Below are 20,423 nucleotides of genomic sequence, written 5' to 3' on the forward strand. Positions count from 1 at the left end.
TTTGCCTCACTGGACCATGGCGGAAGCGTTGTTCCAGTCGTTCACGTACTGTTGGGAGACCTCGGGGGTCCAGCTGAAATCGATGCCGGCGTTGGGGAATTCCTTGGCCAGTACGGCACCGAACGACACGCGGTCGGCACAGTGCTCCTGCTTGCAGGCCTCTGGCTCGCCGGCGCTGTAGGCGCGGTAGGTGGGCACCGCGCGGCCGTCGTCCAGCGGGTAGTACGGCGTGGCGTTGGCCACTTGGGTTACGTACCAGCCCTCGCCGTATTCCTCGTCCGCGACCAGGCGGCCTTTGCTCGGGAAATCGATGGTGTAGAAGTCGCCCTGCTTGCCGGTTACATGCACCATCATCGTTGCCACAGTGGCCGAGGTCGCCGGGTTCTGCTGCTCCAGTGGCGACGCGAAGCGCACCTTGATGCCGGCCATCTGCGCCAGTGCCTCGGTTTCACGCCCCTTGAACTCGCTCATGCCGTCCTGCAGCTGCTGGTAGCGCTCCAGCACTCGGGTGTGCACGCGCGCCAGCTCCTGCTGGCGCTGGCGCTGCTCGCGCTGGCGCTGCTGCTCACGCTGTACCGCCCAGTTGGCACCGTCGCGCACATCGAAGAACAGGCCTTGGCGGTTGATGCCGATGCGGTTACGGGTGATCTTCTGCGCGTCATTGCCCCAAAGGCTGTTGGTGATGGCCGAAATGTCCTTGACGATCAACAGGGTGGCCACATCAGTGGTGGACGGCGAGGCGGTCTTGACCAGGTCGAAGATCTCCAGCGCGGCCTCCTTGTACTTGGCCGGGTCCAGGGCAAATGATTCGTCCGGGGTGACCGCCACGTAGTACGGGTCGCTGCCGAACGGGCGCAATACGCCATAGCTGGAACGGCTGAAGGTCAGGTACACCTTCATTTGCCGGCTGGGGATTTCACCCACCAGGAATGCGGCCTGGTCTGCGTCGGCAGTCAGGTAGGCAACCGCTTTGTCCTTCACTGCGGCCTCAAGGCGCTTGGTGAAGATCAGGCCACTGGGGTGGGCATAGACCTTGTCCCAGTTATCGCCGCGATAGGTACCCACCGCTTTCCAGCTGATTCTGTCGAAGCTGCCTTGGCCAAAGCCGGAGGCCGGGCACGGCATGGCCGGGGTGGTGCCGAACGACAGGGTGTCGCCTGCGCCGATGATCGATTTGCTCAGCACCCATTTGCAGCCGGCGCCGTCGGTTACCTGCATCAGGTTGGGGTTTGCCAGGACCACCGGGCGGCCAAAGTCCGAGCTGGGGGCTGCGGCCACTGCTGGGACTGGGGCTGGGGCCGCGGCGGGTGGTGCAGCAGGGGCTTGGGCGGGTGCAGCAGGCGCTGGTTCTGCGGCTACGGCGGGCGCCGGTGCCGGTTGTGCCGGCGCAGGGGCGGGTTCGGCGGCTGCCGGGGCCTCTGCCGTGGCAGGGGCAGGTGCCTGCTCCGCTGCCGGTGCCGCCGCCGGTTCCGGTGCAGCAGACGCCGGGGCGGCAACGGCAGGTGCAGCAGCCAGGGTCACCAGCCCCAGGTTGCTGGCGTTGCCCGAGCCGCTGGCGTACAGCTTGCCGTTGCCATCGACTGCCTTCCAACTCACCTTGGCGCTGGAGCAGTCCTTGGCGAACACGAACGGCAGTTTGCTCAGCAGGCCGGTCAGCAGTTCCTGGTTATCCCAGGCTGGGCGGCTAATGGTCAGGTCGACCTGGGGTTTGCACCAGGTGCTGGCGTCGCCAGGCACTTCGACCTTGATGTTGTCTTTCTTGGAATAGGCCAGCTCATGGGCGAACGCTTGCGGTACCAGACCACAAGCGCCGACCACAGCCAACGCGAGCGCGTGCTTTTTCATGGAGTCCTCAGATCAGTTCCCAGGTGCCGTTGGCTTGTTTGCAGAAGGTGTTCTGCTCTTGTTCGGTCTTGCCGTTTTGCGCCTTCAGGCTGACGGTGACCGGGCGGCAGGCCGCTTCGGCGGCAACGGTCTGGGTGGGCAGCGACTGCACCGAGTCCAGGTCGAAGGCTTGGGTTTCCTTGCTGGCGGCAACGTCCAGCTCGTCCAGGTTTACCGCCGGGGTCACGCGCTTGGCCACGGCCTGCGCCTTGGGCTCCACGTAGTCCTTGTGCACGTAGCCCACGGTCACCCCCTTGCGCCCGACCAGGATCCAGTCGCCGGTGGCGCCCACTGCGGTGAACTCGGTGTGGTTCTTCAGGCTGCCGACCTTCTCGCCAGAGGCGTTCGGCGCGGCGCGTACGTTCAGGTTGTCGCTGGTGGTCACATACGGTTCGTTGATCAGCTTCATCGAAGGCACGGCCTGGATCTTGGGCGCGCGCTTGACCTCGACCTGCTTGGTCTTGGTGTATTCCTTGCCTGGCACGATCTGCGCGCTGGCACCAGAGTGGTCGGACTTCCAGGTCACGGGCTGGGCGCTGGCCGTAGCCTGTTGCTGGCTCAGTACTTCCTGGGTGCGCAGCGCCAGGGCCTGCTGGTCCTTCTCATCGAGCATATTGCCGATGCGGTTGCCGACGTAGGCGCCAATACCACCCGCGATCAGCGCGGCGGCAATCTTGCCGTTGCCACTGCCCAGGGTCGAACCGATGGCCACACCGGCCAGGCCACCGATCACCGTGCCCGCTTGCTCTTTGCTGATCCCGAGCTGTGCACAGGCCGTGGTAGAAGCGATGGCGACCGCCAGAAGGGACGCGACGAATTTCTTACGCAAGTGGAGCACTCCATTTTCGATGGGGCGCACAGCCGCGTGCCGCAGCCAATGGCAGGCGGCAGCAGGCGAAGGTGTGCGGGGATTTCAGAGAAGGCGCGGCACTGGTCGCGAGCGGCAATTCAGCCGCCCGGCGCGGGGCAAAAAGGACGACCAGTACGGCGCGAAGCATCCAACGAATCCATGTCAGAGAAAGTCATCGCCCAGCGCGCGTAATCATTACGGCGTTTGGCCTGGGCGTGAGTGGCGTAGTAGAGGGCCGCATTGTAGCCCAAGGTGCCATTGTCAGTTCAAGACAAAATGTTGCAGGAAGCCTGTCTGATTGATTAGTAGAAATCCGTCCTACAACTTCTACTCAGAATTATCCCCTTCCTTGTAGGGCGTTTCCCAAACATACTGCCAACCCGCTCAAACGGTTGCGACGGATTCGGTCGCGCTCTAGTCTCGGCTCGTCGTTGCAAAATCAACGGCCGGCTTTGACAGGCCGACGATTTCCCGCACACGTGCACTGTTTATGGCGGCTGTACGTGGGGCACCTTCGTGTGCGCCGAGTTACTCCGGGATCCTCGGTCTGTCAACCCATGTACAGCTGCCACCCTCTTGTTTGACAGCAAGCTTGCGGCAGCTCCAATGATCCTGGAGATGTTTATGCGCAAGATGGTCCCTGATCCACCCCTCGATACCACCCAGTTCCTGCAAGACACCCTGGTCCAGTCCTCAGAGTACGTGCTCTGCGCCCTGTCCGTGGCCCGCCAATCCGTGCAACTCAAACCCACCGCCCACAGCTCGATCGTGATGCAGGCCGTGATCCATGAAATGGAAGCGGTACAGGGGCTGGTCGAGTCGGCGTTGATGCAGTTGCAGATGCGGCCGCATTTACCCCCAGAGCCTCACACCTTGCATTAGCAGGTCAGGCCTCTTCGCGGGCACGCACGCTTCCACAGGGTCACCACAGCCGTCACGCACTGCACAGTACCTGTGGGAGCGGGCGTGCCCGCGAAGAGGCCAGCCCAGGCAACCCAGAATCCAGGGAAACAAAACAATGCCCACCGACAACACAAAAGAGCCCACCACAGTCGGCAAAACCTGCTTCTACCAAGGCGAAAACAACACCCACCCGTTGTTCCGCATCGAACCCGGCATCCCCTGCCAGGACGCCCGCGAACAGGCCTCCGAACTGATGGGTTACGTGCGCGACCTGATCATCACCGGCCTGATGGACGGCGACCAGAAACTGATCTGGGCCTCGCATTACCTGAGCGCAATGGCCAAGGCGCTGTTGGATGATGCTGAGCTGGGGATGATGAAAAAGTAAGGTCAACCCAATAGCCCGTTTGTTGCGCCGAATATCGGAAATACTTCGTACGAACGGGCTTGACTGGCTACCTGATGCTCAACCGTAGCGATAAATCGGATCGAATCGGAGCCCCTAACCGACCCAAGGAAATTCTTGATGCGTTACGAGGCAAACAACTAAGAGCGACACATGCCCCCCGAGGATATGCCCATCCTTGAACTGGACTTGAGCAATACCAAGCACTCCGACGCTGCCGCTTTCTCGAAAGCCCCGAGGCCATCGGGGCTTTTCTGGCAGATACAACGAAGGCTAATGACGCTCAAACCTTAGTGTTTGCTTTAGGTGAAGAGGCGAAATCCAAGGCATGAATATCTTGCGCAAGGTGCAGCCGTCAATTGGGGATGGATAAAACAGGCGGTTCCATAATGCAGCAGTTGATGCTGGCCTTAAGGGGCATAGCCGCCACACCCCGAAGCAGCTAAACCCTGGTATTTCTGCCAGTTCAGCAAGTCACTAGAGATAACACATAATTACCTCAGCAACCATCAGTGAGAAAATCGAAAGGGGCCATCCGTTATGAGCAACACTCGAAGCAGCACGGAAGTGTCGTTTTTACTGCATCGTACCTACAGCCCCTACGGATACCACACTCTGGTGCCTGGAATTTCAACGCAGCTTGCATTTAATAGCGAACATATACTGACAAGGATCAATTGTTATCTACTCGGCAATGGCAAGCGAGCCTACAGCCCCGTTCTGATGCGCTTTCTAAATCCAGACCCGCTCAGCCCATATCATCGTGGCGGCTTAAATGCATACGCCTATTGCGCGTGTGACCCGGTGAACAGAACTGACCCTAGCGGCTATAGCTGGTGGCGCCGCCGAAGACCTCGTCCACTGACAGATGTTAAACAAGGAAAACTCAGCAGTGAGGTCGAGCTAATGAAAGGCTATATGTACGATAACAAGGCTCAGATTAATATGCCTACGCATGTGAATTTTTTCAAAAATGACATCCGCCCGAAGCAGAAGCATAAATGGGTAATGACAGAGGATGATAAATTCATTATCGGAAGCTACGATGATGCCTTAGGTACTGACCCGTCGCACTCAAGCATAGTGGCCATTGCTGCAAAATTTAAAATTTCGCATCCCACAGCAATTTCTGCTGGCATGCTTACAATAAAGGACGGGGTTATTCAGCTAAATAACGAAAGCGGTCATTATCTACCGCCTTTTGACACCTTGGCCTACGTCAAAAGCCACCTGAAAAAATTCGAGGGGTGGAAGGCGTCCGGACTTAAAATCCGACGTGTACGATTTGAGCACGACTGAGTGCCACTTGAAGACTCAGGTTTGCTTCCAGCTCTACCAGCTCTCTGAACCGAAGGTTTGAATGTCAAGAAAGGTCGCAAATCTGCCCTAACTGGTACCCCTGAAACGACGAAGCCCCCGAAAACTTCAACGTTTTCGGGGGCTTCGGCTACTTCGCGTATGGCGGAGAGATAGGGATTTGAACCCTAGGTACTGTTGCCAGTACAACGGATTTCGAATCCGTCCCGTTCGACCACTCCGGCATCTCTCCAATGCCGCGCATCATACCAGCGTTCTTTTAAAACGCAAACCTTTTTTTAAAAAAAATCGCGTGGTATCAGGCGCTTGCGTGAACGCACCGCTTACAGCGGCACGCCCAGGCGCTTGGCAACTTCTTCGTAGGCTTCGATCACGTCGCCCAGGCCCTGGCGGAAGCGGTCCTTGTCCATCTTCTTGCGGGTTTCTTTGTCCCACAGGCGGCAACCGTCTGGGCTGAACTCGTCACCCAGCACGATCTGGCCGTGGAATACGCCGAACTCCAGTTTGAAGTCGACCAGCAGCAGGCCGGCGTCATCGAACAGCTTGCTCAGCACTTCGTTGACCTTCAACGACAGCTTTTTCATTTCTGCCAGCTGCTCGGCGGTGCCCCAGCCGAACGCGACAACGTGGGACTCGTTGATGAACGGGTCGCCCTTCTCGTCGTTTTTCAGGAACAGCTCGAAGGTGGACGGCTCCAGCTTGATGCCTTCTTCAACGCCCAGGCGCTTGACCAGGCTGCCGGCCGCGTAGTTACGCACTACGCATTCGACCGGGATCATGTCCAGCTTCTTGACCAGGCACTCGTTGTCGCCCAGCAGCTTGTCGAACTGGGTCGGCACGCCGGCTTCTTCCAGCTTTTGCATGATGAAGGCGTTGAACTTGTTGTTCACCATGCCTTTACGGTCGAGCTGTTCGATGCGCTTGCCGTCGAACGCCGACGTGTCGTTACGGAACAGCAGGATCAAGCGGTCGGCGTCATCGGTCTTGTAAACCGATTTGGCCTTGCCGCGGTAGAGTTCGTCGCGTTTTTCCATGATTGGGCTCCGCTTGCTTGAGGTGTTGGGCTAGGCGATTTCGCGCCAGTCGAGCCCGTGTTCCTGATTCGCCACCTGGAGCCAGTCCGGGTCGCACCCGAGGGTGTCGACAAAGCACTGGCGCGCCAGATGTGGCAGGTTGTTCTTGCTGCTGAGGTGGGCCAGCACCAAGTGCTGCAGGTTGTTCCAGCCCAACTCGTGCACCAGGCGCGCGGCCTGGTGATTGTTCAAATGCCCTTGCATGCCCCCTACCCGCCGCTTCAAGAACGCCGGGTAGTGACCGCGCGCCAGCAGGTCGCGGCAGTGGTTGGCCTCGATCAGCAGTGCATCCAGGCCTTGGTAGCGTTCCAGCAACAGCGCGTCGTACGAGCCCAGGTCGGTGAGCATGCCAAAACGGCGCTTGCCGTCACTGACCACATATTGCAAGGGCTCGTAGGCGTCGTGCTCTACCCGCGCGGCGTTCACTTGCAGGCTGCCGATATGCAGGCTTTGGCCACAGGCGAGAAAACCGGCCACCTCCACCGGCTTGCGCATGCCGCGCAAGGTGCCTTGGCTGAGGTAGACCGGTACATTGTAGCGCCGTGACAGCAAGCCGACCCCATGCACGTGGTCGGCATGTTCGTGGGTGACCAGCACAGCACTGAGTTGCGCCGGCGAAACCCCGAGCAGCGCCAGGCGCCGCTCGGTTTCGCGCAGGGAAAACCCGCAATCGACCAGGATGAACGTGTCACCACTGGCGATCAGCGTGCCGTTCCCTTGGCTGCCGCTTCCGAGTACCGCGAAGCGCACTTAGCCCAGGTGGTCCTGAATGGCGCTCAGCACACGGCGGGCGACATCGGGCGGCGCCACGGTGTTGATGTTTTTCTCGACGGTGACCTGCACGCTTTCACCCACCTTGCTCAGGCGGACCTGGTAGCGCTCGGCACGGGCTTCACGCTCTTCCTTGGTGGGCTCGCTGCCGAACAGGCGGCCGAAGAAGCCCGGCTGGTTCTGCTTGTCTTCAGGCTTTTCCGACAGGTTGATGTAGTACAGGCCCAGGCTGCGGTTGATGTCTTCGACACGCCACTGGCCACCCTGCTCCAGGGCTCGGCCAACACCCGACCAGGCGCGGTCCAGGTCGGAGCCCAGGTAGAGTACCGGGTTACCGCTGCCGTCCTCGCTCAGGCTGACGCGGCTTGGCGCGTCGAAATCACGCGCAGCCAGCAGCGACACTGAACCGCCCTTCTCGGCGCTGCGGTTCATGCTGGCCAGCATTTCGTCGACCAGCAGAGCATCGGCGCCGGTATTGGCGGAGGTGGACGGGAACGCAGGCTCGGCGGTGCTGCCGGCCGGGCGCTCGACGCTGACCACATACACCTCGGAGGTGTTGCGTTGCACGCCAGGCTCCATGCGCACACGTACGCGCACTTCGCTGTCACCGCTGCTGGCAGTGCTGGCCAGGCGCTGGCCAAGCGATGCCGACAGCTCGTCGAAGCGCTGCCAGCTGGTGTTGAATTCACCGGTCTGCGGGCGCTCTTCGTCGATACGGAAGCCGTTGTCCTCGAAGAACTGGCGGGCCACCGGCCACACCTCGGCCGGCGAGTGCTGCGCCAGCACCCAACGGCTGCTGCCGCTGCGCTGCAGGCTGTAGTCGGTGACCTGGCCAGCGCCACCGGTCAACGGTTGCGGCCGCGGCACTTCGTACTCGCCCGTGACGTTGTCATCGGCGACGTTACGCGGAATTGGCAACAGCGGGTCGAGCCGCTTGACGTTGCTGGCGTCCGGCGGCAGCTGCATGGGCGCGGTAGGGTGCGCCTGCAGGTAGTCGCTGCCGCGGTCGCGGAAATAGCCATCCTCGCCCCACAGCCAGCCACACCCACTGGTGCTGGAGATAATCAGGGCAAGGGCAGAAAGACCAGCCAGTCGCTTCATGCGGTGTACTTCCTCTTAAACCAGTACGCCGGACTGGCGCAAGGCAGTACGGACTTTGTCGTGGCAACCTTCGCTGAGCCAGGTCAGCGGCAGGCGGATACCCTTTTTCATCAGGCCCATTTCAACGAGCGCCCACTTCACCGGGATGGGGTTGGCTTCGCAGAACAGCTCTTTGTGCAGTGGCATGAGTTTTTCGTTGATAGCGCGGGCCTTCTCGGCATCGCCCGCAAGGGCGGCCTCGCACATATGGGCCATTTCGCGCGGGGCGACGTTGGCGGTGACGGAGATGTTGCCCTTGCCGCCCATCAGGATCAACTCGACAGCGGTCGGGTCATCGCCAGACATGACGATGAAATCGCTGCTGACGCCCTCCAGGATGGCCTTGGCACGGGCCAGGTCGCCGGTGGCTTCCTTGATACCGATGATGTTCGGCACAGTCGACAGGCGGATCACGGTCTCGGCCTGCATGTCGCAGGAGGTGCGGCCCGGCACGTTGTAGAGGATCTGCGGGATGTCGACGGCTTCGGCAATGTGCTTGAAGTGCTGGTACAGGCCTTCTTGCGTTGGCTTGTTGTAGTACGGCACCACCAGCAGGCAGGCATCGGCGCCGGCATTCTTGGCGTTCTGGGTCAGGTGCACGGCTTCGGCAGTGGAGTTGGCACCGGTACCGGCGATGACCGGGATGGGCTTGTTGCTGCGCTTGACGCGCTCGACCACATGCTTGATGACCAGGATGTGCTCTTCGACATCGAGCGTGGCCGACTCACCGGTGGTGCCGACAGCGACGATCGCATGGGTGCCGTTTTCCAGGTGGAAGTCTACAAGTTTGTCGAGGCTGCCCCAGTCAACACGCCCTTGTGCATCCATGGGTGTGACCAATGCCACCATACTGCCCGCAATCATGTAACTGCTCCTGCCGGAAAAAGAGAGCGGTAATGGTACTGGGGGCATCGGCCTTGCACAAGCGAAGCAGGCGGGCGGAGCATTCCCCTCGGCGCCTTATTTCGCTACCCTTGATGCTTTGATCGGTGCAGCGCGGCCCGCCGGGCCGTCGACCTTGCTCCCGGCCAGCGTCCAAGACCTCGCATGCGAGCCCCGGGCCCTGCCGACTGGAGGCTTTCTCCCGTCCTGTACCGACCGCTCATCGCTTTAGGAATGCTGCATGTCCACCCCCACCGTCCGCGAACAATTCCTCGTCATCAGTGCCTTGGGGCCCAACCCCATGGAACTGGCCAACGTCCTCAGCCGCGCTGCCTTCGAAAACCGCTGCGCGGTGGTTACCTCGCGCCTGAGCCGCCACGGCGAAACCAGCGCCCTGGTGCTACAGGTAGGCGGCAGCTGGGACGCCCTCGCCCGCCTTGAAGCCATGCTGCCAAGCCTGGGCAAGAAGCACGGCCTGACCCTGAACGTGGTGCGCAGCGCCGACCAGGAGGTACGCCCGCAGGCCCTACCTTATGTGGCCTACGTCAGCGCCGCCTACCGCCCGGACATCATCAACGAGCTGTGCCAGTTCTTCCTCGACCACCGCGTCGAGCTGGAAGCCATGACGTGCGATACCTACCTGGCGCCGCAGACCGGCAGCAGCATGCTCAATGCCCAGTTCACCGTCATTTTGCCGGCCGGCACGCAAATCAGCTGGCTGCGTGACCAGTTCCTGGACTTTGCCGACGCCCTGAACCTCGATGCGCTGATCGAGCCATGGCGCCCACAGAACCCAATGTAAGGAAGCGATCATGGCTGTAGCACTCGACCAACCTGTAGCGCACTTCCAGGCCCAGGCCACCGGCGGGCAAACCGTGAGCCTGGCCGACCTCAAGGGCCGGCAGGTGGTGCTGTACTTCTACCCGAAGGACAGCACCCCGGGCTGCACCACCGAAGGCCAGGGCTTCCGCGACCAGCATGAGGCCTTTGCTGCGGCCAACACCGTGGTGTTCGGCGTGTCGCGTGACGGCCTGAAGTCGCACGAGAACTTCAAGGCCAAGCAAGGCTTCCCGTTCGAGCTGATCAGCGACAAGGACGAAGCCCTGTGCCAGCTGTTCGACGTGATCAAGCTGAAGAAGCTGTATGGCAAGGAGTACATGGGCGTCGATCGCAGCACCTTCCTGGTCGACAAGGACGGTGTGCTGCGCCAGGAATGGCGTGGGGTGAAGGTGCCCGGGCATGTGGATGCCGTGTTGGCAGCGGCTCAGGCACTGAACAAGGCTTGAGATCGCTGGGGGCGCTTTGCGCCCCTTTCGCGACACGAGGCCGCTCCTACGCCGGGCGGGGGTGGCCGACAGTCCTGCGGGGCCGGGCCGGCATCATCGATCAATGTAGGAGCGGGTTCACCCGCGAATACGGTGGTACCGGCAATGCACAATGCCTGGCAGAAACTGACCCGCAGGCCCGGCCCTTTCGCGGGTAAACCCGCTCCTATAACGGGCTTGGGTGGCCGGCAGGCCTGCGGGGCCGGGCCGGCATCATCGGAAATCGCGGATCCCTGTAGGAGCGGCCTTGTGTCGCGATGGGCTGCAAAGCAGCCCCAAAATTACAGCATCGGTGACACAATAGGCTCCTGCCGCGGCCAGGCATCCAGCACAGCCTTGATCAGGGTCGCCAGCGGGATGGCAAAGAAGATCCCCCAGAACCCCCACAGCCCGCCAAACAACAACACCGCGCAAATGATCGCCACCGGGTGCAGGCTCACGGCCTCGGAAAACAGCAGCGGCACCAGCACGTTGCCGTCCAGCGCCTGGATGATCGCGTACACCGTCATCAGGTAGATGAACTGATCGCCCCAGCCCCACTGGAACAGTGCAATCAGCGTGACCGGCACCGTTACCACTACCGCGCCCACATAGGGCACCACCACCGACAGCCCCACCAGCAACGCCAATAGCGCGGCATAGTTGAGCCCAAGGCTGATGAACGCGATGTAGGTGGCAATGCCACAAATCAGAATCTCGATGCCCTTGCCACGGATGTAGTTGGCGATCTGCCGGTTCATCTCGCTACCCACCCGGTTCAGCAGGGTGCGCTGGCGTGGCAGGTAGCCACTGACCCAGCGGCCGATGAGTTCGCGGTCCTTGAGGAAGAAGAACACCAGGATCGGCACCAGCACCAGGTAGATCATGGCATTGACCAGCAACGGCAGGCTGGACAGCGAGAAGGTCAGCGCCCATTGGCCAAACTTGCCGATTTCACCGCGCACCGATTCGATGGCATGCAGCACCTGCTCGTCCGACACCAGGTGCGGATAACGCTCGGGCAACAACAGCAACAACGACTGCCACTTGCCCAGCATGCCCGGTAGCTCGTTGAACAGGGTGATCAGCTGGTGCCACAACAGCGGCACCAACACCAGCATGAACAGCGCCAGCGCCCCCATGAACAGGGCAAATACCAACATCACCGCCAACCGCGTGGGCACCCGCAAGCGCTCCAGGGCATTGACCAGGCCCTGCATGAGGAACGCCAGCACCATACCCGCCAGCACCGGCGCGAGCATGCCACCCAGGGTAAGCACGGCCGTGAACGCCAGGAACAGCAAGACCGCCAGCACCACCGCTTCTTCATCGGAGAAGTAGCGCTGCACCCAGTCGCGAAGCACTTTGAACATTGACGATCCTTGGTAAAGACTCAGGCCTTGCGCAGCCAGTAGGTGTAGGTGCCGGCCTCGGCCGTTTCCTGCAGCAGGGTATGACCGGCCAACGTGGCGAAAGTGCGGAAGTCGCGCTGCGAGCCGGTGTCGGTGGCGATCACCTTGAGCACCGCGCCGCTGGCCAGGCGGTTGAGCTCCATCTTGGCCTTGAGCAGCGGCAAAGGGCAATTCAGCCCGCTGGCGTCGAGTACGGCGTCGCAGGTCAGGGTGTCACTCATTGCAGGGTCTCCAAAGGCATTGCCAGACTGCTTGTTGGCAGGGCTGTCTAGGATAGCGCCACTGGTCGCCAACGTGTGAGCCCGCTACAGTACCTATCTTTGACACCGACGCGAGCTTCGTGCATGAAACTACTGCGCCCTACCCTGCTGACGCTGGCCTGCCTGTTGGCCCTCCCCGGCCATGCTGACGACCTGCCATCACTGGGTGACGCCAGCTCCGCGATCGTTTCGCCGCAGCAGGAACACCAACTTGGCCGCGCCTGGCTGAGCCTGTTGCGCGGCCAGGTCAACCAGCTCAACGACCCACAACTCAAGGACTATGTCGAAACCAGCGTGTACAAGCTGGCCGAGACCAGCCAGCTGCAAGACCGGCGCCTGGAGTTCATCCTCATCGACAGCCGTGAGCTCAACGCCTTCGCTGCGCCCGGGGGCATTGTGGGGGTCAACGGCGGGCTGTTCCTCAACGCACAGACGGAAGGCGAATATGCCTCGGTGCTGGCGCACGAACTGGCGCACTTGTCGCAACGCCACTTCGCCCGCGGCGTCGAGGCCCAGCAACGCATGCAACTGCCGATGATGGCAGCGCTGCTGGCCGGGATCGTGCTGGCGGCGGGGGGTGCTGGCGACGCCGGCATCGGCATGATCGCCGGCACCCAGGCGGCGGCCATTCAGGAACAGCGCCGGTTCTCGCGGCAAAATGAGCAGGAAGCGGACCGTATCGGCATCCTGAACCTGGAAAAGGCCGGCTACGACCCACGCAACATGCCAACCATGTTCGAGCGCCTGGCCCGCCAGTATCGCTATGACGCCAAGCCACCGGAATTTCTGCTGACGCACCCGGTGACCGAGTCGCGGATCGCCGACACCCGCAACCGCGCCGACCAGGCGCCACCGGGCGGCATCGAAGACAGCGCACGCTACCAGCTGATTCGCGCCCGGGTGGCGCTTATCTATGAAGGCACCCCGGGGCTGGCGGCCAAACGCTTCCGTGCCCAGCTCGACGAAGACCCCAAACTCGATGCTGCGCGCTATGGCCTGGCCCTGGCCCAGATCAAGGGCGGCCAGCTGAACGAAGCGCGGGAAATGCTCAAGCCGCTACTGGCCAAGGCGCCTAACGACATCACCTACAACCTGGCGCAGATTGACCTGGACATCACCAACAACCGCCTGGCCGATGCCCAGCAGCGCGCCGAGCGCATGCAGCAGCTATACCCGGGCAACTACCCGCTGAAACAGGTGCGCGCCGATTTGCTGGTGAAGCTGAACAAGCCTGCTCAAGCCGAGAAAGTGCTGGACGAGCTGGTGAAAAGCCGGCCGGATGATCCGGACGTGTGGTACGACATGGCCGAGGTGCGCGGCTTGTCGGGCAATACCATCGGCTTGCACCGGGCGCGGGCGGAGTACTTCACCTTGGTGGGGGACTTTGACCAGGCGATCCAGCAGCTGGATTACGCCAAGCGCCGGGCCGGCGGGAATTTCCCGCTGGCTTCGCAGATTGACCAGCGCCAGCGCGAGATCATGGAGCAGCAGCGCATGGTCCGGGACATGATGGGGCGATGAGCCCCGGGGCGGCCGTGGGCCACGATTGGGCTGCTGCGCAGCAGCCCCCGGCCATTACGCCGCGTCGTGTTTGGTTACCGGCTGCTGGATGAACCGCAACATCCACTCGCCCACCAAGTCGCCCTGGTGCTCGCTGGCCAGGCTGGCCACCGCCTTCTGGTACACCTCGTCGCCCAGGTATTCCTGGCGCGCATCGAGCAGCGCGCGGGAGTAGTCGTGGACAAACTCCGGGTGGCCCTGGAAGCACAGCACCTGGTCGCGGATGTGGTACGCCGCATTCGGGCAGAAATCGCTGGAGGCAATGACCGTGGCGCCTTCCGGCAGTTCGGTCACCTGGTCTTGGTGGCTGATCAGCAAGGTCAGCTCCGAAACCTCAGGGTCCATCCACGGGGCGTGCGCCGCCAGCGAGTAGCGGTGAATGCCCACGCCCCAGCCCTTGTCGGCACGCTCGGCCTTGCCACCCAGGGTCAACGCCAGCAGCTGGTGGCCAAAACACACACCCAGCAATTTCTCGCCACGCGCGTAAAGCTTCAACAGGTAGGCCTTCAGCGTCTGGATCCAGGCATCGGTACCAAACGAGTCTGCCTTGCTGCCCGTGACCAGGTAGGCATCGAACACTTCGCTGTCGGCGGGGTAATCGCCGTTCATCACGTTGTACACACGAAACTCTGCGGCAATCGGCTGCCGCGAGAACAGCTGCTCGAACATCCTGCCGTAGCCCTGGTATTGCGCCGTCAATTCCGGCCGCAGAACATCGGTCTCAAGGATGCAGATGCGTAACGACATAGGATTAGTCCTGAACGACATGGGTGGGAATCTGCTGTAGAGCCTGACGCGAAAGGCACGTACAAGCAAGTAGGCGGCACTGACGAACGGTCACATTTTGTCGGCGCCCCATGGATGGCTGCGCCACCGTCTAGCGAGAGCATGCTAGCGAGATGGCACATGGCCTCATAGCCATGAGGCCTCAAAGTCGCGGCTACTAGAACAAAGAGTTCTCGAACATGGATAACGCACGCCCTACTGTTGGTTGTATATCCACTCATAAAAGGCAGGCAGTTAAGGCGCCACACCACGCTACTGCGATCGACCCGAAGCGCGACAAGGAAGCCAACGGGTACTCAGGAATAACAACAAGAAGGCGGTCCGCCATGTTCAGACATTCGAAAATTCGCCAAGCCGGGCTTATTTTATTCGCCACTACATTGCTGCTGATCGTGCCGAACCTGACACGGTTGTTCGGTTGACTGCAGCAGTGGCGTCAACGGGCAGTGCGCAGGTAACCTGCTGGCCTCTTCGGTCGGAGTGTACCCATGCGCCATTGCCTTGCCCTGCTTGCGCTGCTGCTGAGCCTGCCACTGTCGGCGGCACAACTGCACCTTGAACTCGGCGCTACCCAGCGCCAGTGGAGCAGCGACGAACTGCTCAGCCACCCGCAAGCGCAGACCATCCGCATCGAGCAGGACGTAGCCTACAACCGCCCCATGCAGTACCGGGCAGTGCCGTTGGCTGCACTGTTGCCTGGCGTTACCGCCAGCGACCACCTGCAGGCGGTAGCGCTGGACGGTTTCGCCGCAGAAATGCCCGCTGCGCCGCTGTTGCAGAAAAGCCCGGCGCAGGCCTGGCTAGCCGTGGAAGACCCCAACCAACCTTGGCCACCGCTGGGTGCAGGCAAACCTGGCGCAGGGCCGTTCTACCTGGTGTGGACAGCAGCGCAGGCCGGCGGGATTCGCCCGGAGCAATGGCCATTCCAGATCGCCACCTTGCGCCAGCTCGCCCCGGTAGCGCAGCGATACCCGGCATTGCTGCCCGACCCGACGCTACCCGCCGACAGCCCGGTGCGCCAAGGCTTTGCCCTGTTCCAGCAAAATTGCATGGCCTGCCACCGCCTGAACGGTGCGGGGGATGCGCAGGTTGGGCCGGACTTGAATGTGCCGCACAACCCCACCGAGTACTTTCAGCCGGGTTATTTGCGCACGTTGATCCGCAACCCGCAAAGCCTGCGGCAGTGGCCACAGGCGAAAATGCCGGGCTTTGCCGAAAGCGTGCTGAGCGACAAGGAGCTGGATGCGCTGCTGGGGTACCTGCAGCATATGGCCACGCGCAAGCCTTAGTGGCCGTGTGGGGTGAACCCGCACCTGCCTGGCGCGGGTGTGCCTGAGATGATGGCCACGCAGGGCTGCTAGGCCGTGAGCCGCTCGTGCTTGACCCCCCAGCCCTCCACCTCGCCGCCATAGGGCGTCACCAACTGCTCGAAGGTCTCTTCAAAGTCGCCAATCCCACAATAGGTGGCATACATGACCTTGCTCAGTTCCAGGTGCCAGCCACCGTCGCCCTCCTTCACCTGGGCATTGAGCGATTCGCCGCGAAACTGCCTGGCAGCGCGGCGCGCCCCGGCTTCGTCGGGGAATACGGCATAGAACTCGATGGGGTGGATCTGGGTGAAGTCGAAACCGCCTGCTTTCATCTGGCGCAGGACGTTGCTGCTGATATCGTCGTTCTGGCTGCTCATGAAACGTCCTCCTGAATAATGCAATGGATAGACTTTCCGTGCTACTGCGCACCTGCCGGCAGCGGCCGGGCAGTACGAGCTGATGCAAGACGCGAATGTATGCGGTGCCAGCCCGCATAATAGGCGAGCACCTGCTGACAGCGTAGCGCCTGCCAAGGCACCACGCAATCGTGTGGATCAGGGGTGTTCGTGAATACTTGTGATCATTACGCCGCTGTGCTCGCGCAGCCAGCGTGCAGTGGGGGAAATGCTGCGGTCCTGGAAGTCGTTGAGGTCCAGCTCGGCCATTACCGGAAACAGGTGAGAACGAATGGCCCTCGCCGCCTCTTCCTCGCTAGGACGATGCTCGGCTTTCAACACCAGAGTGGACGGTTCGCCCTTCTGGTCGGCAAAAATGACTTCCCACTCTTTCATCTAACGGACCCTCTGAGTCAAGGAACACAGGGTGTGTTACGCCTGAACAACTGACCTTGGGGCAGGGAGAATGTTCAGTAGGATGAAAGCGGCAGGCGCCGAAACGTGGGGCCCCCCCATCGCGACCCAGGGCTGCCCACAGGGGTAGCGCCAACTCGAGGCTGGCGCAGCCACTGTGGCAGCGGGTTGACCCCGCCAGCTTTTACTTCGGCGTGCCGTGCACCACACCGGCGGTGTTGTCCAGCAGGCTCTTGGTGGCGGTCTGGATGTACGCTTCAAGCTGCTTGAGCAGTTGCGGCTGGTCGGGGCTTTCGATCAGCTCGGCCTTGAACTCGCTGCCCAACTGGTAGCGGTACATGCGCGGGGTCATGTCCTTGGACTCAATCAGAATGCGGTCGCCCTGTACCAGGCCAACGATCTGTTCGCTGCCCGACGGCTTGATCATGCCCACGCCCTGGTCGCCCTCAGGCAGGTTGAGCAGGTCGCGCCCCCAGCACTGGTGGCGGGCCTGGCCACCCAGGCGGCCCATGATGGTCGGCACGATGTCGACCTGGGTGCCCACGGTGTGGTTGACCGCACCGAACTTCTCCTGAATGCCCGGGGCAATCAGCAACAGCGGCACGTTGAAGCGGCCCAGGTCCAGCTCGGTGACCTGCTGGTGGTTGCCGAAACCGTGGTCGCCAACGATCACGAACAGGGTGTCCTTGAAGTACGGCTCTTTGCGCGCCTTCTCGAAGAACTGGCCCAGCGCCCAGTCCGAATAACGCATGGCGGTCAGGTGCTCGTCCAGGCGGCCCTGGCCGGTCACCTTCTCGACGGGCAGGTCTTTGGGCAGTGCATACGGGGTGTGGTTGGACAGGGTCTGCAGCAACGCATAGATCGGCTTCTTGCCATCGTGCTTGGCCAGCTCCTCGTTGCCGCGGTCGAACATGTCCTGGTCGGACACGCCCCAGGTCGGGTCGGAGAACACCGGGTTGACGAAGTCGTTGCGGCCAATGAAGGTGGTCATGCCCTGGTTGCCGAAGAACCCGGACTGGTTGTCCCAGGCGAAGTCGCCATTGTAGACGTACACGTCGTCGTAGCCACGCGCGCTGAGCAAGGCTGGCAGGCCCGACAGCTTGTGGCCGCCTTCCGGGGTTTGCATCAGGTACTCGAAGCCCGGCAGGTTGGGGAAGCAGGCCATGGTGGCAAACATGCCCTGGTGGGTGTGCGTGCCGTTGGAGAAGAAGCGGTCGAACAGCAGGCCTTCTTTGGCCAGCTTGTCGAAGTACGGGGTGATGTTGTTCGGGCTACCCAGCGCACCGACCGAGTGGCCGGCAAAGCTTTCCATCAGGATCACCACCACGTTCTTGACCGGCAGGGTGCGCTCGGCCGGCGGCAGGAAGTCGCGGCGCACGGCAGCTTCGTCGGCATCGACCAGGGTGTCGTTCGGGGTCAGCAATTGCTTGCGCACGGTTTCGGTGGCCAGGCCCTGCTCCAGTACCGGCTTCCAGATGTTGGCGCGGTCTTCGCCAAAGCGGCTCTTGGCGGCGTCGATCAGGGTCAGGGTGCCGTTCAGGCCCAGCTGGTTGACGAAGTTGGAGTCGGTGGTGAACGCATCGCCCCAGCGCATTGGCGGGCCTTGGCGCAGCGTGCCACGGGCGGCGACCACGGCCACCAGCAAGACCACCATGAACACGGCCAGGCGGTTGTACCACGGCGCCACGCGTTGTGCGCCCTGGCCCCGGGTGATGCGGTCAATGCCCTTGAACAGCAGGCTCAGCAGCCAGGTGCCGAAGGCCCAGGCCAACAGGTAACGCACCACCGGGAAGCCGTACCAGAGCATGCTCAGTACGGTTTTCGGGTCTTCCTTGATGTACTGGAAGACCAGGCCGTTGAGGCGCTGGTGGAACTCGCGGTAGAAGTCCATTTCCATCAGGCCAAGGAACATCACCACGCTGGAGGTAAGTGTCAGCCAGAAACGGAACACCCCTCGCCGGGCCATGGCCCACGGGCTGAGCATGGCCAGCAACAGCGGAATGCTGAGGTACACCACCACCCGCAGGTCGAAGCGCAAGCCGTTGACGAAGCCCTCGGCGACGGTCGAGTAAGGGGTATCGCCGACCATATCGCTGTTGTAGACCAACAGCGCCAGGCGCACGAGGCTGAGCATCAACATGATCACCAGGCCGCTGAGCAGCGTGTAGGCCAGGTGGGATTTCAGGGTGGGCGAGAACGGTGCTCGCGCGCCCCGTTGCTTCAAGGCGTCCGTGTTAGCCATGAATGGGAAGGTCCTAGGATTGCGGGTTGCGAAGAGGGCGTTGGCACTGGGCCAACGCAGCATTGTGCGGGTGCGGATTCTGTTTAAACCAATGTGAAAATTTTGTCACGCGGGTGTTGCCGCTTTTGTCTGTTCCGGCCCTATCGCCGGCAAGCCGGCTCCCACAGGCCCCCACAGTGCCTGGGGCTGTGGAGAACCTGTGGGAGCCGGCTTGCCGGCGATAGGGCCGGCACAGGCATTCAGATCCGCACATTCCCCCGCGGCCCGGCGATGGCCCAGATCACCAAACCCACCACGGGCAGCAGTGCGATCAGCAGAATCCACAACACCTTGCTGCCCACCTCGCTGCCGCTCTTGATCACGTTGAGGATGGCCCAGATGTCCAGCGCCAGAATGATCAGCCCAACCAGGCTGTTGAATGTCGACCCCATGCTTTGACTCCCTTTCAAAGGCTGTGCTGCACAGCATAGTCAGCTATCACGGCAATAGAAGGGAATCCTTGGCGGTGGCGGCAGGTCCCTGAGTAAACTGCCAACAGCCATTGAACCGAGGTCCGCATGCCCGTCGCACAGCCGCAAAGCCCTACCCCACCCTCGCTGCGCAATGCCTGGCGCCAACAGGTTGTGAATGCCCCGTGGCTCAGCGCCGGGCTGGCGCTGAGCCTGCTGGCGGTTTGTGCACTGTTGGCGGCCAGCTTCTGGAACGCGGTGAACGGCGACCATGCCGACAACCTGCACCTGGCGCTGCTGGGCGGGTTGTCGGGGTTCGGCGCCACGGCACTGGGGGCAGTGCTGGCGGTGGTGCTGCGCGATGTCAGCGCACGCACCCAGGACGTGATGCTGGGCTTCGCCGCCGGCATGATGCTGGCAGCCAGTTCGTTTTCGCTGATTCTGCCGGGGCTGGACGCCGCCCGCGAAATCACCGGCAGCGGCCCGGCGGCGGCGTTCACCGTGGTGCTGGGCATGGGCCTGGGCGTGCTGCTGATGCTGGGCCTGGACCGCTTCACCCCGCACGAGCATGAAAGCACCGGCCCATGTGGCCCCGATGCCGAGCGCATCAACCGGGTGTGGCTGTTCGTGCTGGCCATCACCTTGCACAACCTGCCGGAGGGCATGGCGATTGGCGTGAGCTTTGCCAATGGCGACCTGAACATCGGCCTGCCGCTGACCAGCGCCATTGCCATCCAGGACATCCCCGAAGGCCTGGCCGTGGCGCTGGCTTTGCGCGCTACCGGCCTGTCGAACTTCAAGGCCGCACTGGTGGCGATTGGTTCGGGGCTGATGGAACCGCTGGGGGCGGTGATCGGGCTGGGTATCTCGACCGGCTTCGCCCTCGCCTACCCCATCAGCATGGGCCTGGCGGCCGGGGCGATGATCTTCGTGGTCAGCCACGAAGTGATTCCCGAAACCCACCGCAACGGGCACCAGACGGCGGCGACCCTGGGGTTGATGGGTGGGTTTGCGGTCATGATGTTTCTGGATACCGCGCTGGGCTGAAGTTTTGGGTTGGCTGTA

General features: G+C 62.1%; 22 protein-coding genes and 1 tRNA gene. 9 read left to right on the forward strand and 14 right to left on the reverse strand.

What is annotated here, in order from left to right; genetic code table 11:
- Nucleotides 1-6: 6 nt before the first annotated feature.
- Both ACF8SD_RS07280 and ACF8SD_RS07285 read right to left on the reverse strand, forming a co-directional pair.
- Nucleotides 7-1,845, reverse strand: coding sequence for a hypothetical protein (locus ACF8SD_RS07280; RefSeq protein WP_392484137.1), 1,839 nt, complete (start codon nucleotides 1,843-1,845; stop codon nucleotides 7-9).
- 7 nt (nucleotides 1,846-1,852) lie between these two features.
- Complete coding sequence (locus tag ACF8SD_RS07285) at nucleotides 1,853-2,713, reverse strand: SH3 domain-containing protein (RefSeq protein ID WP_236184542.1); 861 nt, start codon at nucleotides 2,711-2,713, stop codon at nucleotides 1,853-1,855.
- A gap of 645 nt (nucleotides 2,714-3,358) precedes the next feature.
- Here ACF8SD_RS07285 and ACF8SD_RS07290 point away from each other — a divergent pair.
- The 3 genes from ACF8SD_RS07290 (at nucleotide 3,359) to ACF8SD_RS07300 (ending at nucleotide 5,342) form a co-directional block, all read left to right on the forward strand.
- The gene (locus ACF8SD_RS07290) at nucleotides 3,359-3,616 is read left to right on the forward strand and encodes a hypothetical protein (RefSeq protein ID WP_392484138.1); all 258 of its coding nucleotides are present in this window, start codon (nucleotides 3,359-3,361) and stop codon (nucleotides 3,614-3,616) included.
- A 136-nt stretch (nucleotides 3,617-3,752) separates the two neighbouring features.
- A complete protein-coding gene (locus tag ACF8SD_RS07295) occupies nucleotides 3,753-4,025 on the forward strand; it encodes a DUF3077 domain-containing protein (protein ID WP_014590008.1) in 273 nt (90 codons plus the stop codon).
- Between the two features lie 558 nt (nucleotides 4,026-4,583).
- Nucleotides 4,584-5,342, forward strand: a complete 759-nt coding sequence (locus tag ACF8SD_RS07300; RefSeq protein WP_392484139.1) for an RHS repeat-associated core domain-containing protein — start codon at nucleotides 4,584-4,586, stop codon at nucleotides 5,340-5,342.
- 160 nt (nucleotides 5,343-5,502) lie between these two features.
- On the opposite strand, the gene ACF8SD_RS07305 is transcribed toward ACF8SD_RS07300, so the two are convergent.
- From ACF8SD_RS07305 to dapA, 5 genes are all read right to left on the reverse strand, one after another.
- Nucleotides 5,503-5,592 (reverse strand) — tRNA-Ser (locus ACF8SD_RS07305).
- A 91-nt stretch (nucleotides 5,593-5,683) separates the two neighbouring features.
- Nucleotides 5,684-6,394, reverse strand: a complete 711-nt coding sequence (purC, locus tag ACF8SD_RS07310; protein ID WP_004375217.1) for a phosphoribosylaminoimidazolesuccinocarboxamide synthase — start codon at nucleotides 6,392-6,394, stop codon at nucleotides 5,684-5,686.
- 30 nt (nucleotides 6,395-6,424) lie between these two features.
- Nucleotides 6,425-7,183 (reverse strand): MBL fold metallo-hydrolase, encoded by a 759-nt coding sequence (locus ACF8SD_RS07315; RefSeq protein ID WP_009682009.1) that lies wholly within the window; start codon nucleotides 7,181-7,183, stop codon nucleotides 6,425-6,427.
- Nucleotides 7,184-8,305, reverse strand: a complete 1,122-nt coding sequence (gene bamC / locus ACF8SD_RS07320; protein ID WP_392484140.1) for an outer membrane protein assembly factor BamC — start codon at nucleotides 8,303-8,305, stop codon at nucleotides 7,184-7,186.
- A gap of 15 nt (nucleotides 8,306-8,320) precedes the next feature.
- Nucleotides 8,321-9,208, reverse strand: a complete 888-nt coding sequence (gene dapA, locus ACF8SD_RS07325; RefSeq protein WP_173887920.1) for a 4-hydroxy-tetrahydrodipicolinate synthase — start codon at nucleotides 9,206-9,208, stop codon at nucleotides 8,321-8,323.
- Nucleotides 9,209-9,467: 259 nt separating this feature from the next.
- On the opposite strand from dapA, the gene ACF8SD_RS07330 reads away from it, so the two are divergent.
- Both ACF8SD_RS07330 and ACF8SD_RS07335 read left to right on the forward strand, forming a co-directional pair.
- Nucleotides 9,468-10,028 carry a glycine cleavage system protein R gene (locus ACF8SD_RS07330; protein WP_392484141.1) on the forward strand — a complete coding sequence of 187 codons (561 nt, stop codon included), beginning with the start codon at nucleotides 9,468-9,470 and terminating at the stop codon, nucleotides 10,026-10,028.
- Between the two features lie 10 nt (nucleotides 10,029-10,038).
- The gene (locus ACF8SD_RS07335; protein ID WP_009682013.1) at nucleotides 10,039-10,512 is read left to right on the forward strand and encodes a peroxiredoxin; all 474 of its coding nucleotides are present in this window, start codon (nucleotides 10,039-10,041) and stop codon (nucleotides 10,510-10,512) included.
- A gap of 320 nt (nucleotides 10,513-10,832) precedes the next feature.
- Here ACF8SD_RS07335 and ACF8SD_RS07340 read toward each other — a convergent pair whose 3' ends face one another.
- Both ACF8SD_RS07340 and ACF8SD_RS07345 read right to left on the reverse strand, forming a co-directional pair.
- Entirely contained in the window at nucleotides 10,833-11,903 is a 1,071-nt protein-coding gene (locus ACF8SD_RS07340; RefSeq protein WP_029887111.1) for an AI-2E family transporter, read from the reverse strand.
- 20 nt (nucleotides 11,904-11,923) lie between these two features.
- A complete protein-coding gene (locus ACF8SD_RS07345) occupies nucleotides 11,924-12,163 on the reverse strand; it encodes a sulfurtransferase TusA family protein (protein WP_009682015.1) in 240 nt (79 codons plus the stop codon).
- Between the two features lie 123 nt (nucleotides 12,164-12,286).
- On the opposite strand from ACF8SD_RS07345, the gene ACF8SD_RS07350 reads away from it, so the two are divergent.
- Nucleotides 12,287-13,723 (forward strand): M48 family metalloprotease, encoded by a 1,437-nt coding sequence (locus tag ACF8SD_RS07350; protein ID WP_154211255.1) that lies wholly within the window; start codon nucleotides 12,287-12,289, stop codon nucleotides 13,721-13,723.
- 54 nt (nucleotides 13,724-13,777) lie between these two features.
- Here the strand turns inward: ACF8SD_RS07350 and ACF8SD_RS07355 are convergent, their stop codons facing one another.
- A complete protein-coding gene (locus tag ACF8SD_RS07355) occupies nucleotides 13,778-14,509 on the reverse strand; it encodes an amidotransferase (RefSeq protein ID WP_009682018.1) in 732 nt (243 codons plus the stop codon).
- A 218-nt stretch (nucleotides 14,510-14,727) separates the two neighbouring features.
- Here ACF8SD_RS07355 and ACF8SD_RS07360 point away from each other — a divergent pair, with 218 nt between their 5' ends.
- Nucleotides 14,728-14,970: a hypothetical protein gene (locus tag ACF8SD_RS07360; protein WP_146073870.1), complete on the forward strand. Its 243-nt coding sequence runs from the start codon at nucleotides 14,728-14,730 to the stop codon at nucleotides 14,968-14,970.
- A 66-nt stretch (nucleotides 14,971-15,036) separates the two neighbouring features.
- Nucleotides 15,037-15,837 carry a c-type cytochrome gene (locus ACF8SD_RS07365; protein ID WP_392484142.1) on the forward strand — a complete coding sequence of 267 codons (801 nt, stop codon included), beginning with the start codon at nucleotides 15,037-15,039 and terminating at the stop codon, nucleotides 15,835-15,837.
- A gap of 68 nt (nucleotides 15,838-15,905) precedes the next feature.
- Here the strand turns inward: ACF8SD_RS07365 and ACF8SD_RS07370 are convergent, their stop codons facing one another.
- The 4 genes from ACF8SD_RS07370 to ACF8SD_RS07385 all read right to left on the reverse strand — a co-directional run bounded on the left by ACF8SD_RS07370 (nucleotide 15,906) and on the right by ACF8SD_RS07385 (nucleotide 19,340).
- Nucleotides 15,906-16,235: a ribonuclease E inhibitor RraB gene (locus ACF8SD_RS07370; RefSeq protein WP_173887917.1), complete on the reverse strand. Its 330-nt coding sequence runs from the start codon at nucleotides 16,233-16,235 to the stop codon at nucleotides 15,906-15,908.
- 177 nt (nucleotides 16,236-16,412) lie between these two features.
- Entirely contained in the window at nucleotides 16,413-16,649 is a 237-nt protein-coding gene (locus ACF8SD_RS07375) for a hypothetical protein (protein ID WP_110677950.1), read from the reverse strand.
- A gap of 202 nt (nucleotides 16,650-16,851) precedes the next feature.
- Nucleotides 16,852-18,909, reverse strand: a complete 2,058-nt coding sequence (locus tag ACF8SD_RS07380; RefSeq protein ID WP_392484143.1) for an LTA synthase family protein — start codon at nucleotides 18,907-18,909, stop codon at nucleotides 16,852-16,854.
- Nucleotides 18,910-19,148: 239 nt separating this feature from the next.
- Nucleotides 19,149-19,340 carry a PLDc N-terminal domain-containing protein gene (locus ACF8SD_RS07385; RefSeq protein ID WP_009683250.1) on the reverse strand — a complete coding sequence of 64 codons (192 nt, stop codon included), beginning with the start codon at nucleotides 19,338-19,340 and terminating at the stop codon, nucleotides 19,149-19,151.
- A 126-nt stretch (nucleotides 19,341-19,466) separates the two neighbouring features.
- Here ACF8SD_RS07385 and ACF8SD_RS07390 point away from each other — a divergent pair, with 126 nt between their 5' ends.
- Nucleotides 19,467-20,405 (forward strand): ZIP family metal transporter, encoded by a 939-nt coding sequence (locus ACF8SD_RS07390; RefSeq protein WP_009683249.1) that lies wholly within the window; start codon nucleotides 19,467-19,469, stop codon nucleotides 20,403-20,405.
- Nucleotides 20,406-20,423 lie beyond the last annotated feature (18 nt).

The sequence above is a fragment of the Pseudomonas sp. CJQ_9 genome (assembly GCF_043106615.1).
Taxonomy (GTDB): Bacteria; Pseudomonadota; Gammaproteobacteria; order Pseudomonadales; family Pseudomonadaceae; genus Aquipseudomonas; species Aquipseudomonas juntendi.

Excerpts from the sequence above, each read along its gene's own strand:
- ACF8SD_RS07280 (WP_392484137.1), bottom strand. The coding sequence starts at position 1,845 with ATGAAAAAGCACGCGCTCGCGTTGGCTGTGGTCGGCGCTTGTGGTCTG.
- ACF8SD_RS07290 (WP_392484138.1), top strand. The coding sequence starts at position 3,359 with ATGCGCAAGATGGTCCCTGATCCACCCCTCGATACCACCCAGTTCCTG.
- ACF8SD_RS07295 (WP_014590008.1), top strand. The coding sequence starts at position 3,753 with ATGCCCACCGACAACACAAAAGAGCCCACCACAGTCGGCAAAACCTGC.
- ACF8SD_RS07300 (WP_392484139.1), top strand. The coding sequence starts at position 4,584 with ATGAGCAACACTCGAAGCAGCACGGAAGTGTCGTTTTTACTGCATCGT.
- purC (WP_004375217.1), bottom strand. The coding sequence starts at position 6,394 with ATGGAAAAACGCGACGAACTCTACCGCGGCAAGGCCAAATCGGTTTAC.
- bamC (WP_392484140.1), bottom strand. The coding sequence starts at position 8,305 with ATGAAGCGACTGGCTGGTCTTTCTGCCCTTGCCCTGATTATCTCCAGC.
- dapA (WP_173887920.1), bottom strand. The coding sequence starts at position 9,208 with ATGATTGCGGGCAGTATGGTGGCATTGGTCACACCCATGGATGCACAA.
- ACF8SD_RS07330 (WP_392484141.1), top strand. The coding sequence starts at position 9,468 with ATGTCCACCCCCACCGTCCGCGAACAATTCCTCGTCATCAGTGCCTTG.
- ACF8SD_RS07335 (WP_009682013.1), top strand. The coding sequence starts at position 10,039 with ATGGCTGTAGCACTCGACCAACCTGTAGCGCACTTCCAGGCCCAGGCC.
- ACF8SD_RS07340 (WP_029887111.1), bottom strand. The coding sequence starts at position 11,903 with ATGTTCAAAGTGCTTCGCGACTGGGTGCAGCGCTACTTCTCCGATGAA.
- ACF8SD_RS07345 (WP_009682015.1), bottom strand. The coding sequence starts at position 12,163 with ATGAGTGACACCCTGACCTGCGACGCCGTACTCGACGCCAGCGGGCTG.
- ACF8SD_RS07350 (WP_154211255.1), top strand. The coding sequence starts at position 12,287 with ATGAAACTACTGCGCCCTACCCTGCTGACGCTGGCCTGCCTGTTGGCC.
- ACF8SD_RS07355 (WP_009682018.1), bottom strand. The coding sequence starts at position 14,509 with ATGTCGTTACGCATCTGCATCCTTGAGACCGATGTTCTGCGGCCGGAA.
- ACF8SD_RS07360 (WP_146073870.1), top strand. The coding sequence starts at position 14,728 with ATGGATAACGCACGCCCTACTGTTGGTTGTATATCCACTCATAAAAGG.
- ACF8SD_RS07365 (WP_392484142.1), top strand. The coding sequence starts at position 15,037 with ATGCGCCATTGCCTTGCCCTGCTTGCGCTGCTGCTGAGCCTGCCACTG.
- ACF8SD_RS07370 (WP_173887917.1), bottom strand. The coding sequence starts at position 16,235 with ATGAGCAGCCAGAACGACGATATCAGCAGCAACGTCCTGCGCCAGATG.
- ACF8SD_RS07375 (WP_110677950.1), bottom strand. The coding sequence starts at position 16,649 with ATGAAAGAGTGGGAAGTCATTTTTGCCGACCAGAAGGGCGAACCGTCC.
- ACF8SD_RS07380 (WP_392484143.1), bottom strand. The coding sequence starts at position 18,909 with ATGGCTAACACGGACGCCTTGAAGCAACGGGGCGCGCGAGCACCGTTC.
- ACF8SD_RS07385 (WP_009683250.1), bottom strand. The coding sequence starts at position 19,340 with ATGGGGTCGACATTCAACAGCCTGGTTGGGCTGATCATTCTGGCGCTG.
- ACF8SD_RS07390 (WP_009683249.1), top strand. The coding sequence starts at position 19,467 with ATGCCCGTCGCACAGCCGCAAAGCCCTACCCCACCCTCGCTGCGCAAT.